Below are 13999 nucleotides of genomic sequence, written 5' to 3' on the forward strand. Positions count from 1 at the left end.
GTGTCCCATTTTTACCCGAGTCGCTAATTTTTGCCGGAGAGTCCTCAAGCGTGATGAGGAGGCCCCTGAAGAGGTGGAAACCGTAAGTCTGATGACCGTTATCCCCCGGGAAAGCCACAATATCTCACGCAAAGATATCAGCGAAAACGCTCTCAAAGTGCTGTATCGCCTGAACAAAGCCGGATACGAAGCCTATCTGGTTGGCGGCGGCGTGCGCGATTTGCTGCTGGGTAAAAAGCCGAAGGACTTTGACGTGACCACCAACGCCACGCCGGAGCAGATGCGTAAGCTATTCCGCAACTGTCGCCTGGTCGGGCGTCGCTTCCGTCTGGCGCATGTGATGTTCGGTCCGGAAGTGATTGAAGTCGCCACGTTCCGCGGCCATCACCAGGAAGAGAGCATCGACGATCGCAACGGTTCGCAGCGCGGTCAGAACGGCATGCTGCTGCGCGACAATATTTTTGGCAACATTGAAGATGATGCGCAGCGCCGCGATTTAACCATCAACAGCCTCTATTACAGCGTGGCTGATTTCACCGTACGCGATTACGTCGGTGGCCTGCAGGATCTGCAGGAAGGCATCATCCGCATGATTGGCGATCCGGAAACGCGCTACCGCGAAGATCCGGTGCGTATGCTGCGCGTGGTGCGCTTCGCCGCCAAGCTGGACATGAGCATTGCGGCGGAAACCGCCGAGCCGATTCCCCGCCTCGCCACGCTGCTGAATGACATTCCGCCGGCGCGCCTGTTTGAGGAGTCGCTGAAGCTGCTGCAGGCCGGTTACGGTTATCGCACCTATCTGATGATGCGCGAATACCAGCTGTTCCAGCCGCTGTTCCCGACGCTGGCGCGCAACTTTACCGAACAGGGCGACAGCCCGATGGAACGCATGCTGGCCCAGGTGCTGAAAAACACCGATACCCGCCTGCACAACGATATGCGCGTGAATCCGGCGTTCCTGTTTGCGGCGATGTTCTGGTATCCGCAGCTGGAGTCAGCCGAGCAGATTGCGCAGGAGAGCGGCCTGACCTATTTCGACGCCTTTGCGCTGTCCATGAACGAAACGCTGGATGAAGCCTGCCGTGCGCTGGCGATTCCGAAACGTATCACCACGCTGATTCGCGATATCTGGCAGCTGCAGCTGCGCATGTCGCGCCGTCACGGTAAGCGCGCATGGAAGCTGATGGAGCATCCTAAATTCCGCGCCGCCTACGACCTGCTGGCGCTGCGTGCAGAAGTCGAGAACAACGCCGAGCTGCTGCGCCTCAGCCAGTGGTGGGGCGAGTTCCAGTCGGCGGTGCCGACACAGCAGAAAACCATGCTCAACACCCTGGGTGACGATCCGGCTCCGCGCCGTAAACCGCGCCGTCCACGCCGTCGTCCAGCTGGCCCGCGCCGCGACAGCAACCACAGCGCGTCATGACGCGGGTCTATCTCGCCCTAGGCAGTAATCTCGCCGATCCGCTGCATCAGGTTGATGCAGCGCTGGCCGCGCTGGATGCCATTCCCGATACCCAGCGCGTAGCCACCTCCGCGTTTTATCGCACGCCACCGTACGGCCCGCCGGATCAGCCGGATTACCTCAACGCCGTGGTGGCGCTGGAGACCACACTGGCCGCGGAAACGCTGCTCGACCACACCCAGCGCATTGAGCTGGAGCATGGCCGGGTGCGCAAAGCCGAACGCTGGGGCCCGCGCACGCTGGACCTCGATATTATGCTGTTCGGCAATGCGGTGATCCACACGCCGCGCCTGACGGTGCCGCACTACGATATGCACAACCGCGCCTTCATGCTGGTGCCGCTGCTGGAGATCGCGCCAGCGCTGCGCCTGCCGAACGGCCAGCCGCTGGCCGGCATTCTGGCGACGCTGGACCGCAGCAGCATCCGCTTGTGGTCCGCCTGACGCGGCAGAATCGCACGCCCGTCGTATCGCCTTTGCAATCAATCCAGTACACTGCGCGCATCAGAAAATGCTGGAGATTGCGATGAAACCCACCACCCTCTCTCACTTACGCCAGCTGAAAGCCAGCGGCCGCAAGTTCGCCACGCTGACTGCCTACGATTTCAGCTTCGCGCGCCTGTTTGCCGACCAGGGCATTCCGCTGCTGCTGATTGGCGATTCGCTCGGCATGACCGTTCAGGGCCATGATTCCACGCTGCCGGTGACGGTCGACGATATTGCTTATCACACCGCCGCGGTGCGGCGCGGTGCGCCCAACGCGCTGGTGATGGCCGACCTGCCGTTTATGAGTTACGCCACGCCGCAGCAAACCTTTGACAGTGCCGCGCAGCTGATGCGCGCCGGTGCCAACCTGGTAAAACTGGAAGGCGGCGCCTGGCTGGCAGAGACCGTGCGCATGCTGACCGAGCGCGCCGTGCCGGTGTGTGGTCATCTGGGATTGACGCCGCAGTCGGTTAATATCTTCGGTGGCTACAAGGTGCAGGGGCGCGATGAAGCGGCAGCCGAGCGCCTGCTGGCGGATGCGCTGGCACTGGAAGCAGCCGGTATGCAGCTGCTGGTGCTGGAGTGCGTGCCGGTCGCGCTGGCTGAGCGCGTCACAAAAGCGTTGTCGGTACCGGTAATCGGCATCGGTGCCGGTAACGTCACCGACGGCCAGATTCTGGTGATGCACGACGCGTTTGGTATTACCGGCGGCCACATTCCAAAATTTGCCAAAAATTTCCTTGCGGAAACCGGCGACATTCGTGCGGCAATTCGCCAGTATATGGCCGACGTTGAGGCAGGCACCTACCCTGCTGCCGAACACAGTTTCCAGTAAATCAGGAGATTTGCAGTGCTGATCATTGAAACGCTGCCGCTGCTGCGCCGTGAGATTCGACGCTGGCGCCAGGCAGGTAAACGCATCGCGCTGGTGCCCACTATGGGCAACCTGCATGAGGGGCATCTGACGCTGGTGGATGAAGCACGCCAGCGCGCAGATATCGTGGTGGTATCGATCTTCGTTAACCCGATGCAGTTTGATCGCGCCGACGACCTGGCGCGCTATCCGCGCACGCTGCAGGACGATTGTGAAAAACTCAATCGCCACAGCGTCGACCTGGTCTTTGCCCCGGCGCCGGCCGATGTCTATCCGCAGGGTCTCGACAGCCAGACGTTTGTTGAAGTCCCGGGTCTCTCTTCGCTGCTGGAAGGTGCCAGCCGTCCCGGTCATTTCCGCGGCGTGGCCACCATCGTCAGCAAGCTGTTTAATCTGGTACAGCCGGATATCGCCTGTTTTGGCGAGAAGGATTTTCAGCAGCTGGCGATCATCCGCAAGATGGTGGCGGACATGGGCTTTGACATTGACATCGTTGGCGTGCCGACGGTGCGCGCCAAAGACGGTCTCGCGCTCAGCTCACGTAACGGCTATCTTACTGCCGATGAACGCAAGCTGGCGCCGGTGCTCAGCCAGGTGATGAACAGCATGGCGCAGCGCCTCAGCAACGGCGAGCGGCACGTGGATGAGATTATTGAACACGCCGAACAGACGCTGCGCGATCAGGGCCTGCGCCCCGACGGCCTGGCCATCTGCGATGCCGATACGCTGCAGCCGCTGACGGTCGACAGCCAGCGCGCAGTGATTCTGATGGCCGCCTGGCTCGGCAATGCGCGTTTGATTGATAATCAGCAAGTGGATCTGACGGTTTAACGCCGTCGTTTATGGGCAGCATGTACCCGCTACACACTGCGCGGTGGAAACCGGCCGCGCACGGGTATAACAAAGGTATCACGCTATGATTCGTACCGTATTACAAGGCAAACTGCACCGCGTAAAAGTGACGCAGGCGGATTTGCATTATGAAGGCTCCTGCGCCATCGATCAGGATTTTCTTGATGCCTCCGGCATTCTGCAATACGAAGCCATCGACATCTATAACGTCACCAACGGCCAGCGCTTCTCTACCTATGCCATTGCCGCCGAGCGTGGCTCAAAAATCATTTCGGTCAACGGTGCAGCCGCGCGCTGTGCCTGTCAGGGCGATCTGCTGATCATCTGTTCTTATGTGCAGGTGGAAGATGAAGTGGCACGCAGCTGGCAGCCGAAAGTGGCCTACTTCGACGGCGATAACGAAATGAAGCGTATCGCTAAAGCGCTGCCGGTGCAGGTGGCCTGATCATCCCGCGCGCTGTACGGACAGCGCGCCTTTCCCTTATACGCCCGCCAGCTGCGGCTGCCCTTTGCGCTTCAGCGTAAACAACCAGTCAAACCATCCTTTTGCCCGCAGTACGCACAGCGCCGTTGGCAACGCCAGCGCGACGCTGAACGCCAGCACAAAATGCAGGTCAGCCAGCCACGCAGAGTGGCCGTCGTGGCGCAGCAATTTACTGCACACCTGAATCGCCAGATAGTGCGACAGATAAAACACAATCGAATGGCGGCCAACGTAGTTAACCGCCCGCAGATTGATACGGCAGGCCAGCGCAACGAACAGCGGGATTGAGGGCAGCGCCAGCGGCAGCAGCCACGGCGAATGCTGACGCAGCCCGCCCCACAGGCTGAACGCCGCGAGCAGCATAAAGGCGATCAGCGACAGCAGCAGCGGCGTACGACGCTGCGCGAACGCGGCAATATCAATATCCTGGCGCACCAGCCAGTCGGCGCTGTAGAAGAAGGCAAACAGCACCAGCGACTTGTTCAGATGCAGGTTGTCGAAACTGGCAAATAGCGAGTCAGGCGGCACCGGCGGCAGCAGCACCGCACCGGCAACGCACAATGTCAGCACCAGCGCCGCGGGCAGGCGGCGCGCCGGGATAATCAGCACAAAGAACAGAAACAGCGAGTGCAGAAACCAGGTGATATCGCCGCCGCTCAGATGGCCGAGCGCGATGGCCAATGGCGACTGCGGGTGATTGGCCATCGCGCTGAAGGTCCACTTCAGCCCGCCGTAGATCAGCGCCCAGACGGCAAACGGATAGAGAATGCTGCTGACTTTGTTTCGCAGATAGCGCGCCTGTCCGTGGCGTAAACCGCTGGCGACGAACAGACCGGAGACGAAGCACATCAGCCCCATACGCACCGGCGCCAGCAGCTGATTCACCAGCTCGTTAAAGGCAGTGAAGTGCCCGGCCTGCTGGTTCACTGCAATCATGCAGTGCAAAAAAATCACCGCCAGAATGCTCATGCCGCGTAAATTATCAATCCATGATACCCGATTCACTCTTCGCTTCCCCGCTGCTTTTTTGGTCAGCGGCCACTATGGGGAAAGCCACAGACTGAAAGCACAAGACGCGTCTGGAATTGCGAAGAGTGGGTAAAAAAAAGCCGCCGCCGGACGACGCCGGCAGCGGCTTCTTATTCGGAGCTGCGCCTCAGGTGCGCAAGCCGCGTCCGCGCTGAATCAGCGCATACACCAGCACGTAAAACACCACGATAAACGCCACCAGCACTGACAGCGTCAACACCAGCGGAACATCGTTGATGCCAAGGAAGCCATAGCGGAACCCGCTGATCATGTACACCACCGGATTGAGCTTCGACACCGCCTGCCAGAACGGCGGCAGCAGCGCCAGCGAGTAGAATACGCCGCCGAGGTAAGTTAACGGAGTCAGCACGAAGGTCGGGATCAGGCTGATATCGTCAAAGGTGCGCGCAAACACCGCATTCAGCAGGCCCGCCAGCGAGAACAGAATCGCTGTCAGCAGCAGCGTGATCGCCACCATCGGCCACGAGAATACGTGGAACGGCACGAAAAACAGCGACACCGCCGTCACCAGCACGCCCACGCACACGCCGCGCGCTACGCCGCCGCCGACATAACCGGCGATAATGATGTGCGTCGGCACCGGCGCCACCAGCAGCTCTTCAATGTTGCGCTGGAACTTGGCGCTGAAGAATGACGAGGCGACGTTGGCGTACGCGTTGGTGATCACCGCCATCATAATCAGGCCCGGCACGATAAACTGCATGTAGCTGAAGCCGTGCATATCGCCGATGCGTGAGCCGATCAGATTGCCAAAGATAATAAAGTACAGCGTCATGGTGATCACCGGCGGCACCAGCGTCTGAATCCAGATGCGGGCAAAACGGTTGATCTCTTTGCTCCAGATACTCTTGAGCGCCACCCAGTACAGATGCGTCATGCGGTTACTCCTGTTTTTCCCTGCGTCAGGCTGACGAACAGCTCTTCCAGACGATTCGCTTTATTGCGCATGCTGAGCACCTGCACGCCCTGCGCGCTCAGCTGGCTGAATACGCTGTTCAGCCCCTGTTCACGCATCACTTCCACTTCCAGCGTTGAGGTATCAACCAGACGATACTGGAAGCCCTCCAGTTGCGGCAGCGGGCTGCGCGGCGCCAGGTCGAGGATAAAGGTTTCCGACTGCAGCTTGGACAGCAGCCCTTTCATTGAGGTGTTCTCCACCAGCTCGCCGCTCTGGATGATGCCGATGTTACGGCACAGCATTTCCGCCTCTTCCAGATAGTGGGTGGTCAGGATGATGGTGGTGCCTTTGGCGTTCAGCTCTTTCAGGAACACCCACATTGAGCGGCGCAGTTCGATATCTACACCAGCCGTCGGCTCATCAAGAATCAGCAGTTTCGGTTCATGCATCAGCGCCCGGGCAATCATCAGCCGGCGCTTCATCCCGCCGGACAACATGCGCGCCCGTTCGTTACGCTTGCCCCACAGGTCGAGCTGATTAAGGTATTTTTCCGCGCGCTTGTTCGCTTCGGCACGTTCCACGCCGTAATAACCGGCCTGATTAACCACAATCTGCATCACGGTTTCAAACGGGTTAAAGTTGAATTCCTGTGGCACCAGCCCAAGCTGCCGCTTGGCGTTGACCACATCTTTCTGCAGGTCGTAGCCAAACACGCGCACGCTGCCGCTGGATTTGTTCACCAGCGAGCTGATAATGCCAATGGTGGTGGACTTACCGGCACCGTTAGGGCCCAGTAAGGCATAAAAATCGCCTGCTTCCACGTTGAGATCGAGGCCTTTCAGCGCCTGTACGCCGCCGGGATAGGTCTTGGTCAGCCCGGAAAGTTCCAGTGCATAAGTCATTGCGAGTCCGTACCCTGTTGTAGTGACATCATAGCCATATGAAATGATAGTGCGCTCGCGTCGAGCGTGCGGGGTTATTCAGCGATAACGGTTGTGAAATCAAAGGAATTGCGCAGAGTGATAACCCACCACACTCTACCACTCTGCGTGCCGCAGGAAAACGCGTGCCGAGCCCGTAAGTCATTGAGTTACGGGCTGCGCATCTTATCGCAGGCGGAGGGAATCAGCCTTGGAAGATTGTGCGGTTATTCGTCCAGCAGCGTAACTTTGCCAATATACGGCAAATGGCGGTAGCGCTGTGCGTAATCAATACCGAAGCCGACCACGAACTCATCCGGAATGGTAAAGCCGACAAACTCGACCGGCACCTCAACTTCACGACGCTCCGGCTTATCCAGCAGCGTGCAGATCGCCAGTGATTTTGGCTCACGCAGCTGCAGAATTTCACGCACTTTGCTCAGGGTGTTACCGGAGTCGATGATGTCTTCGACGATCAGCACATCTTTGCCGCGAATGTCTTCATCGAGATCTTTGAGGATTTTCACGTCGCGCGTGGAGGACATGCCGCTGCCGTAGCTGGAGGCGGTCATGAAGTCGACTTCGTGCGCGACATCAATGGCGCGGCACAGGTCAGCCATAAACATGAAGGAGCCGCGCAGCAGGCCGACCAGCACCATTTCGCTGCCGCTGTTGCGGTAGTGCTCGCTGATCTGCTTGCCCAGTTCGGCAATACGGGTTGCGATCTCCTGCTCAGAGATCATCACGTCGACGGTGTGTTTCATTGCATTCGCCTAAGAAGGTTTTCAGAAAGCCGCGCATTCTATCATAGTCGACGCACAGGCTAACGCCGCGCACAGAACGCAAACGTTATCGTGGCGAAATTTATTGCGCTGGCGTTAACTGTAAGCATCCTGCCCCGCTCTCTCTGGAGATCCCTATGGCCGCTTCATCAGGTAAAAAAACGCAGATCGGCACGCGTGAACTGCATCCGGAAACGCAGATGCTCAACTACGGTTACGATCCGCGCCTGTCAGAAGGTGCGGTGAAGCCGCCGGTGTTTCTGACGTCAACCTTTGTGTTTAACAGCGCCGAAGAGGGCAAAGAATTTTTCGATTTCGTTGCCGGCCGCCAGCAACCGCCGGCGGGCAAAAGCGGCGGGCTGGTCTATTCCCGCTTCAACCATCCTAACAGCGAGATCGTCGAAGATCGGCTGGCCATTTATGAAGGTGCCGAAAGCGCCGCGCTGTTCTCTTCCGGCATGTCGGCGATTGCCACCACGCTGCTGACCTTTGCCCGTCCCGGCGAAGTGATCCTGCACTCGCAGCCGCTGTACGGCGGCACCGAAACGCTGCTGAGCAAAACGCTGCACGATCTGCAGATCAAAGCGGTGGGATTCAGCGACGGCACCGACGAAGATAAAGTGTATGAAGCCGCGAAGCTGGCGTGGCAGCGCGGGCGCGTCGCGATGATTCTGATTGAAACGCCGGCCAACCCCACCAACAGTCTGGTAGACATCCAACTGATGCGTCAGGTGGCGGAGGTGATCACCCAGCAGCAGGGCTCCCGGCCGATTCTCGCCTGCGACAACACCCTGCTCGGCCCGCTGTTTCAGCGTCCGCTGCAGCACGGCGCGGATATCTCGCTCTACTCGCTGACCAAATATGTCGGCGGTCATTCCGATTTGATTGCCGGCGCCGCGCTGGGCAGCCGGGCGTTAATCAACAAAGTGCGTTCGCTGCGCAGCGCGATTGGCACCCAGCTCGATCCGCACTCCAGCTGGATGATTGGCCGCTCGCTGGAAACGCTGTCGCTGCGCATGGAGAAAGCCGCCAGCAATGCGGAACAGGTCGCGGCATTTTTACGCGATCACGCGCAGGTGGCGAAACTGCACTGGCTGCCCTATCTCGACGTCAGCAGTCCGGCAGGAGAAACCTGGCAGCGCCAGTGCAGCGGCGCCGGTTCCACCTTCTCCTTTGATATTGAGGGCGGCCAGTCTGCGGCATTCCGCTTTCTCAACGCGCTGGCGCTGTTCAAACTGGCGGTGAGCCTCGGCGGCACCGAGTCGCTCGCCAGCCATCCCGCCAGCACCACCCATTCCGGCGTGCCGCAGGAGGTGCGGGAGCGCATCGGCATCACCGACGCGACGGTGCGCCTGTCGATCGGCATCGAACATGCCGATGATTTGATTGAGGATATTCGCCTGGCGCTGGAAGCGGCCGTCAGCTCACCGTAAAGCCCAGCATCATGCCGGTATCTTCATGCTCCAGCAGATGGCAGTGCGCCATATAGGCATTTTCAGTATCGGCGACGTAGTTGAAGCGCACCAGCACTTCACTGCGCCAGCCGTTGACGCTGACCATGTCTTTCCAGCCGGCACGATGCGCCGCAGGCGGCTTGCCGTTCTCGGACAGAATGCGGAACTGCGTGCCGTGAATGTGGAACGGATGCAGCATGGCGTCGCCTTCGCCGGAGATGGTCCATTTTTCATATTTGCCCAGCGGCACGGCAAACATGGGCTTTTCCATGTTAAAGGCCTGGCCGTTGATTTTGTTGCCGTTGTGGAAATCATATACGGCGCTGCTGGCGTAGTTACCCTGATCCATCGCCATATCGCCGTGATCCATGTTGCCATGATCCATCGCGCCATGGTCCATGTTCATGCTGCCATGATCCATCGCTTTGCCCGCGCCGTGCTGGCTGCCCATCGCTTTGGCACCGTAGCGCTGCTGCAGCGCCTGCATGCCCTGCTGATCCAGCTGCGGATCCATCATCAGCTGTAGCCAGCGGCTCTGCAGCCCTTCCGTTGCCGGCAGCGGCGGCACATCCACCAGCTGGTCCGGCAGCGTACCGCTGGCCATCACGCGCAGCGGCAGAATCTGCACCAGCGGCAGCGGCTGATCGAACGGCGCCAGCGTCATGCCCATCTGCGTGACCGGCAGCGTTACGATATCAAAGGTTTTGCCGTCTGAAGTATCCACCAGCACTTCAAAGCGCTCGCCCGGCAGCAGCGGCAGGCTCTTAACCTTCACCGGTTCAGCCAGCAGGCCACCGTCGCTCGCCACCACGTACAGCGGACGTTTATCGCTGGCGGCGATGTGCAGCGAGCGCGCGTTGCAGCCGTTGAGCAGGCGCAGGCGCAGCCAGCCGCGCGGCACCGCGTGCTGTGGATACGGCACGCCGTTGGTCAGCATCAAATCGCCAAACCAGCCCACGGCGGCGCGCATGATATCCAGCTGATAATCGATACGCGTACCGTCCTGAGTGAGCTGCTTATCCTGGAAAATCAGCGGCACATCATCTTCGCCCCACTGCATCGGCAGCCGCAGCTTGCCGGACGCCTCATCTTCTAGCAGTACCAGCCCCGCCAGCCCCTGCGCCACCTGATAGCCGGTTTTGCCGTGCTGATGCGGATGGAACCAGCAGGTCGCCGCCGGTTGATCGGGGGTAAAACTCACCTGACGCGTGGCGCCGGGCGCAATCAGCGCCTGCGGACCGCCATCCACCGCGCCGGGAATTTCCAGCCCGTGCCAGTGCAGCGTGGTGGCTTCCGGCAGGCGATTATGAATATTGACGGTGACGCTTTTCTCACGCTGCAGCCGCAGCGCCGGGCCGAGCAGGCTACCGTTGTAACCCCAGGTTGGGACGGATTTGCCGTTCCACTGGCTGTTGCCGGTCATGGCGGTCAGCGTGTACTGGCCGTGTGCATCGGGCTCCAGCAGCGACGGGATGGGCAACAGCGGGCGCGTAGCGGCCATCAGCGAGCGGCTCCAGAAGGGCAGCGCGCCGGCTGCACTGAGGGCGGCGGTCAGCTTGAGAAAATGACGACGTTGCATATTCATATCCTTATCGTGAATAGGGGCACAGCGTAAACCTTTCCCCTGCGGGAGGGTCAAGCGATGAAAGCGCCCGCCGGGATAAAAAGCGCGCCAGTGGCCCATTTAGCCAAATTTAGCGGAATCCCGGCAATAACTGTGCTAACGTCATTAAATTGTCCCTTGTTGAGAACGATTATGACGAAAAGCATCAAGATCCTGCTGCTGGCGGGACTCCTTGGCTTCTCCTCCACCAGTTTTGCCCTGAGCGAATCCGAAGCAGAAGATCTGGCTGACCTCACCGCGGTGTTTGTCTATCTGAAAAATGATTGCGGCTATCAGGATCTGCCCGACGCGCAGATTCGTAAAGCACTGGTGTTTTTTGCCCAGCAAAACCGCTGGGATCTGAGCAACTACAGCGCTTACAACATGAAATCCCTCGGTGAAGAGAGCTACAAAGATTTGAGCGGTATCGCCATCACCAATGACAAAAAGTGTAAGTCGCTGGCGCGCGATTCCCTCAGCCTGCTTGCCTACGTGAAATAATCCTCCGCCCTGCGCTGCTGTTAACGCCCTGACCGTGCAAGCACGGTCATAATTCGTTATGCTTTTTTCTGGCATTATTGCGCGTTAACAGCATAAGGAGCGCTCCGGCATGGCCGACAAAGAGACCTGGCATGAGACGCTGCATAGCGGCTTTGGCCAATATTTCAGCGTAGATAATCTGCTTTACCGCGATAAAACCGCGCATCAGGATCTGGTGATCTTTGAGAACGCCGCGTTTGGCCGCGTGATGGCGCTGGACGGCGTGGTGCAAACCACCGAGCGCGATGAGTTTATCTATCACGAAATGATGACGCACGTGCCGATTCTGGCGCACGGCAATGCCCGGCGCGTATTGATTATCGGCGGCGGTGACGGCGCGATGCTGCGCGAGGTCGCCCGGCATCAGCGCGTTGAGCACATCACCATGGTGGAAATTGATGCCGGCGTGGTGAATTTCTGTCAAACCTATCTGCCTAACCACAGCGCCGGCGCTTACGACGATCCGCGTCTGCAGCTGGTGATCGACGATGGCGTTAACTTCGTCAGCCAGACGCAGGAACGGTTTGATGTGATCATCTCCGACTGTACCGATCCAATCGGTCCCGGCGAGAGTCTGTTCACCTCGGCGTTTTATGCCGGTTGCAAACAGGCGCTCAATCCCGGTGGCGTGTTTGTCGCGCAGAACGGCGTCTGCTTCCTGCAGCAGGATGAAGCGGTCAACAGCCACCGCAAACTCAGCCACTATTTCGCTGACGTCAGCTTTTATCAGGCGGCGATTCCGACCTATTACGGCGGCATCATGACCTTTGCCTGGGCGAGCGATAATCCGGCGCTGCGCCAGCCGGACCTTGCGACGCTGCAGTCACGTTTTGCCGCGGCCGGACTGCCCTGCCGTTACTACACGCCACAGCTGCACATCGGCAGCTTTGCCCTGCCGCAATATCTTTTAAACGCGCTCAGCTGATCTCAGGAGGTGAACCCAATTGCAAAAGCTAAAACTACATGGCTTCAATAATCTGACCAAAAGCCTGAGTTTTTGTATCTACGACATTTGCTATGCCAATAGCGAAGCCGAACGTGATGGCTATATCGCCTATATTGATGAGCAATATAACGCCAACCGCCTGACGGAAATCCTCACCGAGACCTGCTCGATTATCGGTGCTAACGTGCTGAATATCGCGCGCCAGGATTATGAGCCGCAGGGTGCCAGCGTGACGATTCTGGTCAGCGAAGAGCCGATCAATCCGCAGGATATCGATAATTCCGAGCATCCCGGCCCGCTGCCCAGTTCGGTGGTCGCGCACCTCGACAAGAGTCACATCTGCGTGCACACCTATCCGGAGAGTCACCCGGAAGGCGGTTTATGTACCTTCCGCGCCGACATTGAAGTCTCGACCTGCGGCGTGATTTCGCCCCTGAAGGCGCTGAATTATCTCATCCACCAGCTGGAGTCGGATATCGTGACCGTGGATTACCGCGTGCGCGGCTTCACCCGCGACGTCAATGGCGTGAAGCATTTCATCGACCATGAGATCAATTCCATTCAGAACTTCATGTCCGAGGATATGAAAGCGATGTACGACATGGTGGACGTTAACGTTTATCAGGAAAACATCTTTCATACCAAGATGTTGCTGAAGGAATTTGATCTGAAGTATTACCTGTTCAACACCAAACCTGAAGAGCTGAGCCCGCAGGAGCACAAGCGCATTACCAATCTGTTGTGGAAGGAGATGCGTGAGATTTATTACGGGCGCAATATTCCGGCGACGGGATTGAAGTTGTTATAACTCAGCGCCAGCAGTGGGTGAAGGCTGCGCCGCGGTAACGCAGCGCACGTCATTTACCCGCTGATGCAGGCGGCACATTTACGCGGTCAGCTGCAGGCCAATGCCGCGCTCGCGCAAATCACGGCATACCGCTTCATCAAGGCGGGAATCGGTCACCACATCGGTCAGGCTATCAATCGGTGCCGCGCAGTACAGCGACCATGAGCCATATTTACTGCTGTCGGCCAGCAGAATGCGCCGGCGCGCGTTGGCCAGCAGATCCATCTTCAGCCCGGCTTTGTCTTCCGTCGGCGTGGTAATACCGCGCTCAATACTCCATGAGTTACAGCTGACAAACGCGATGTCCGGATTGATACTGCGCAGCAGGCGCCGGCCGTGCTCACCAATGCACGACTGGCTGGAGTCGTCGATGCGGCCGCCGATGATGGTGGTCTCAATCTGTTTAAACTCCGACAAAAACAGCGCAATGTGCAGATCGGCGGTGATCACCCGCAGCTGCAAATGGGTCAGCTGTCGTGCCAGTTCCAGCATGGTGGTGCCGGCATCCAGCACTACCGCATCGCCGGACTGCACATAGCTGGCAGCGAACTGGGCGATGGCCTGCTTCTCCGCCAGGTTACGCTGCATCTTCTCCAGCGTGGTCGGCTGCGTCGGGATAAAGCGGTTCAGCGTGACGCCGCCGTGGCTGCGGCTAATCACCCCTTCCTTGTCCAGCTTAATCAGATCGCGGCGAATGGTGGCTGGCGAAGCAGAAATGGCGCTCACCAGCTGTTCAACAGTGACCAGATTATGACTTTTGAGATAGTCCATAATCTGGTCGAGACGGCTTTGTCCCTTCATA

At 58.8% G+C, this 13999-nt stretch carries 15 protein-coding genes; 9 read left to right on the top strand and 6 right to left on the bottom strand.

Features of this window, described 5'->3' with window-relative positions:
* The first annotated feature begins 7 nt into the window (after positions 1-7).
* The 5 genes from pcnB (at position 8) to panD (ending at position 4118) form a co-directional block, all read left to right on the top strand.
* The gene (pcnB, locus tag K7H94_RS15045) at positions 8-1423 is read left to right on the top strand and encodes a polynucleotide adenylyltransferase PcnB (protein ID WP_206543568.1); all 1416 of its coding nucleotides are present in this window, start codon (positions 8-10) and stop codon (positions 1421-1423) included.
* The gene (gene folK / locus K7H94_RS15050) at positions 1420-1905 is read left to right on the top strand and encodes a 2-amino-4-hydroxy-6-hydroxymethyldihydropteridine diphosphokinase (RefSeq protein ID WP_222951270.1); all 486 of its coding nucleotides are present in this window, start codon (positions 1420-1422) and stop codon (positions 1903-1905) included. Before pcnB ends, folK begins: the two co-directional genes overlap by 4 nt.
* An 82-nt stretch (positions 1906-1987) precedes the next feature.
* Positions 1988-2782, top strand: coding sequence for a 3-methyl-2-oxobutanoate hydroxymethyltransferase (panB, locus tag K7H94_RS15055; RefSeq protein ID WP_088516660.1), 795 nt, complete (start codon positions 1988-1990; stop codon positions 2780-2782).
* Positions 2783-2797: 15 nt separating this feature from the next.
* Positions 2798-3652, top strand: a complete 855-nt coding sequence (gene panC / locus K7H94_RS15060) for a pantoate--beta-alanine ligase (protein ID WP_021507517.1) — start codon at positions 2798-2800, stop codon at positions 3650-3652.
* 85 nt (positions 3653-3737) lie between these two features.
* The gene (gene panD / locus K7H94_RS15065; protein WP_021507518.1) at positions 3738-4118 is read left to right on the top strand and encodes an aspartate 1-decarboxylase; all 381 of its coding nucleotides are present in this window, start codon (positions 3738-3740) and stop codon (positions 4116-4118) included.
* A 36-nt stretch (positions 4119-4154) separates the two neighbouring features.
* Here panD and K7H94_RS15070 read toward each other — a convergent pair whose 3' ends face one another.
* The 4 genes from K7H94_RS15070 to hpt all read right to left on the bottom strand — a co-directional run bounded on the left by K7H94_RS15070 (position 4155) and on the right by hpt (position 7789).
* Positions 4155-5162 (bottom strand): acyltransferase family protein, encoded by a 1008-nt coding sequence (locus tag K7H94_RS15070; RefSeq protein WP_058780458.1) that lies wholly within the window; start codon positions 5160-5162, stop codon positions 4155-4157.
* A gap of 151 nt (positions 5163-5313) precedes the next feature.
* Entirely contained in the window at positions 5314-6084 is a 771-nt protein-coding gene (locus K7H94_RS15075; protein WP_021507520.1) for an ABC transporter permease, read from the bottom strand.
* A complete protein-coding gene (locus K7H94_RS15080) occupies positions 6081-7007 on the bottom strand; it encodes an ABC transporter ATP-binding protein (protein WP_021507521.1) in 927 nt (308 codons plus the stop codon). Before K7H94_RS15080 ends, K7H94_RS15075 begins: the two co-directional genes overlap by 4 nt.
* A gap of 245 nt (positions 7008-7252) precedes the next feature.
* Positions 7253-7789, bottom strand: a complete 537-nt coding sequence (gene hpt / locus K7H94_RS15085) for a hypoxanthine phosphoribosyltransferase (RefSeq protein ID WP_021507522.1) — start codon at positions 7787-7789, stop codon at positions 7253-7255.
* A gap of 155 nt (positions 7790-7944) precedes the next feature.
* On the opposite strand from hpt, the gene K7H94_RS15090 reads away from it, so the two are divergent.
* Positions 7945-9240, top strand: coding sequence for a cystathionine gamma-synthase family protein (locus K7H94_RS15090; protein WP_222951271.1), 1296 nt, complete (start codon positions 7945-7947; stop codon positions 9238-9240).
* Here K7H94_RS15090 and cueO read toward each other — a convergent pair.
* Positions 9227-10840 carry a multicopper oxidase CueO gene (cueO, locus tag K7H94_RS15095; protein WP_222951272.1) on the bottom strand — a complete coding sequence of 538 codons (1614 nt, stop codon included), beginning with the start codon at positions 10838-10840 and terminating at the stop codon, positions 9227-9229. The two genes, K7H94_RS15090 and cueO, sit on opposite strands and share 14 nt — an antisense overlap.
* A 177-nt stretch (positions 10841-11017) precedes the next feature.
* Between cueO and K7H94_RS15100 the strand changes: the two genes are divergently transcribed.
* The 3 genes from K7H94_RS15100 (at position 11018) to speD (ending at position 13158) form a co-directional block, all read left to right on the top strand.
* A complete protein-coding gene (locus tag K7H94_RS15100) occupies positions 11018-11365 on the top strand; it encodes a YacC family pilotin-like protein (protein WP_021507525.1) in 348 nt (115 codons plus the stop codon).
* Between the two features lie 109 nt (positions 11366-11474).
* On the top strand, positions 11475-12329 hold the full coding sequence (gene speE, locus K7H94_RS15105; protein WP_058780455.1) for a polyamine aminopropyltransferase: 855 nt from the start codon (positions 11475-11477) through the stop codon (positions 12327-12329).
* A gap of 19 nt (positions 12330-12348) precedes the next feature.
* The gene (speD, locus tag K7H94_RS15110; RefSeq protein WP_021507527.1) at positions 12349-13158 is read left to right on the top strand and encodes an adenosylmethionine decarboxylase; all 810 of its coding nucleotides are present in this window, start codon (positions 12349-12351) and stop codon (positions 13156-13158) included.
* Between the two features lie 78 nt (positions 13159-13236).
* Here speD and K7H94_RS15115 read toward each other — a convergent pair whose 3' ends face one another.
* Complete coding sequence (locus tag K7H94_RS15115; RefSeq protein ID WP_022547144.1) at positions 13237-13998, bottom strand: DeoR/GlpR family DNA-binding transcription regulator; 762 nt, start codon at positions 13996-13998, stop codon at positions 13237-13239.
* Position 13999 lies beyond the last annotated feature (1 nt).

It is taken from the genome of Pantoea dispersa, from assembly GCF_019890955.1.
Classification (GTDB): domain Bacteria; phylum Pseudomonadota; class Gammaproteobacteria; order Enterobacterales; family Enterobacteriaceae; genus Pantoea; species Pantoea dispersa.

What these genes read in the sequence shown, in the direction of transcription:
- folK (WP_222951270.1), top strand. Translation starts at nt 1,420, where the DNA reads ATGACGCGGGTCTATCTCGCCCTAGGCAGTAATCTCGCCGATCCGCTG.
- panB (WP_088516660.1), top strand. Translation starts at nt 1,988, where the DNA reads ATGAAACCCACCACCCTCTCTCACTTACGCCAGCTGAAAGCCAGCGGC.
- panD (WP_021507518.1), top strand. Translation starts at nt 3,738, where the DNA reads ATGATTCGTACCGTATTACAAGGCAAACTGCACCGCGTAAAAGTGACG.
- K7H94_RS15075 (WP_021507520.1), bottom strand. Translation starts at nt 6,084, where the DNA reads ATGACGCATCTGTACTGGGTGGCGCTCAAGAGTATCTGGAGCAAAGAG.
- K7H94_RS15080 (WP_021507521.1), bottom strand. Translation starts at nt 7,007, where the DNA reads ATGACTTATGCACTGGAACTTTCCGGGCTGACCAAGACCTATCCCGGC.
- hpt (WP_021507522.1), bottom strand. Translation starts at nt 7,789, where the DNA reads ATGAAACACACCGTCGACGTGATGATCTCTGAGCAGGAGATCGCAACC.
- K7H94_RS15090 (WP_222951271.1), top strand. Translation starts at nt 7,945, where the DNA reads ATGGCCGCTTCATCAGGTAAAAAAACGCAGATCGGCACGCGTGAACTG.
- cueO (WP_222951272.1), bottom strand. Translation starts at nt 10,840, where the DNA reads ATGCAACGTCGTCATTTTCTCAAGCTGACCGCCGCCCTCAGTGCAGCC.
- K7H94_RS15100 (WP_021507525.1), top strand. Translation starts at nt 11,018, where the DNA reads ATGACGAAAAGCATCAAGATCCTGCTGCTGGCGGGACTCCTTGGCTTC.
- speE (WP_058780455.1), top strand. Translation starts at nt 11,475, where the DNA reads ATGGCCGACAAAGAGACCTGGCATGAGACGCTGCATAGCGGCTTTGGC.
- K7H94_RS15115 (WP_022547144.1), bottom strand. Translation starts at nt 13,998, where the DNA reads ATGAAGGGACAAAGCCGTCTCGACCAGATTATGGACTATCTCAAAAGT.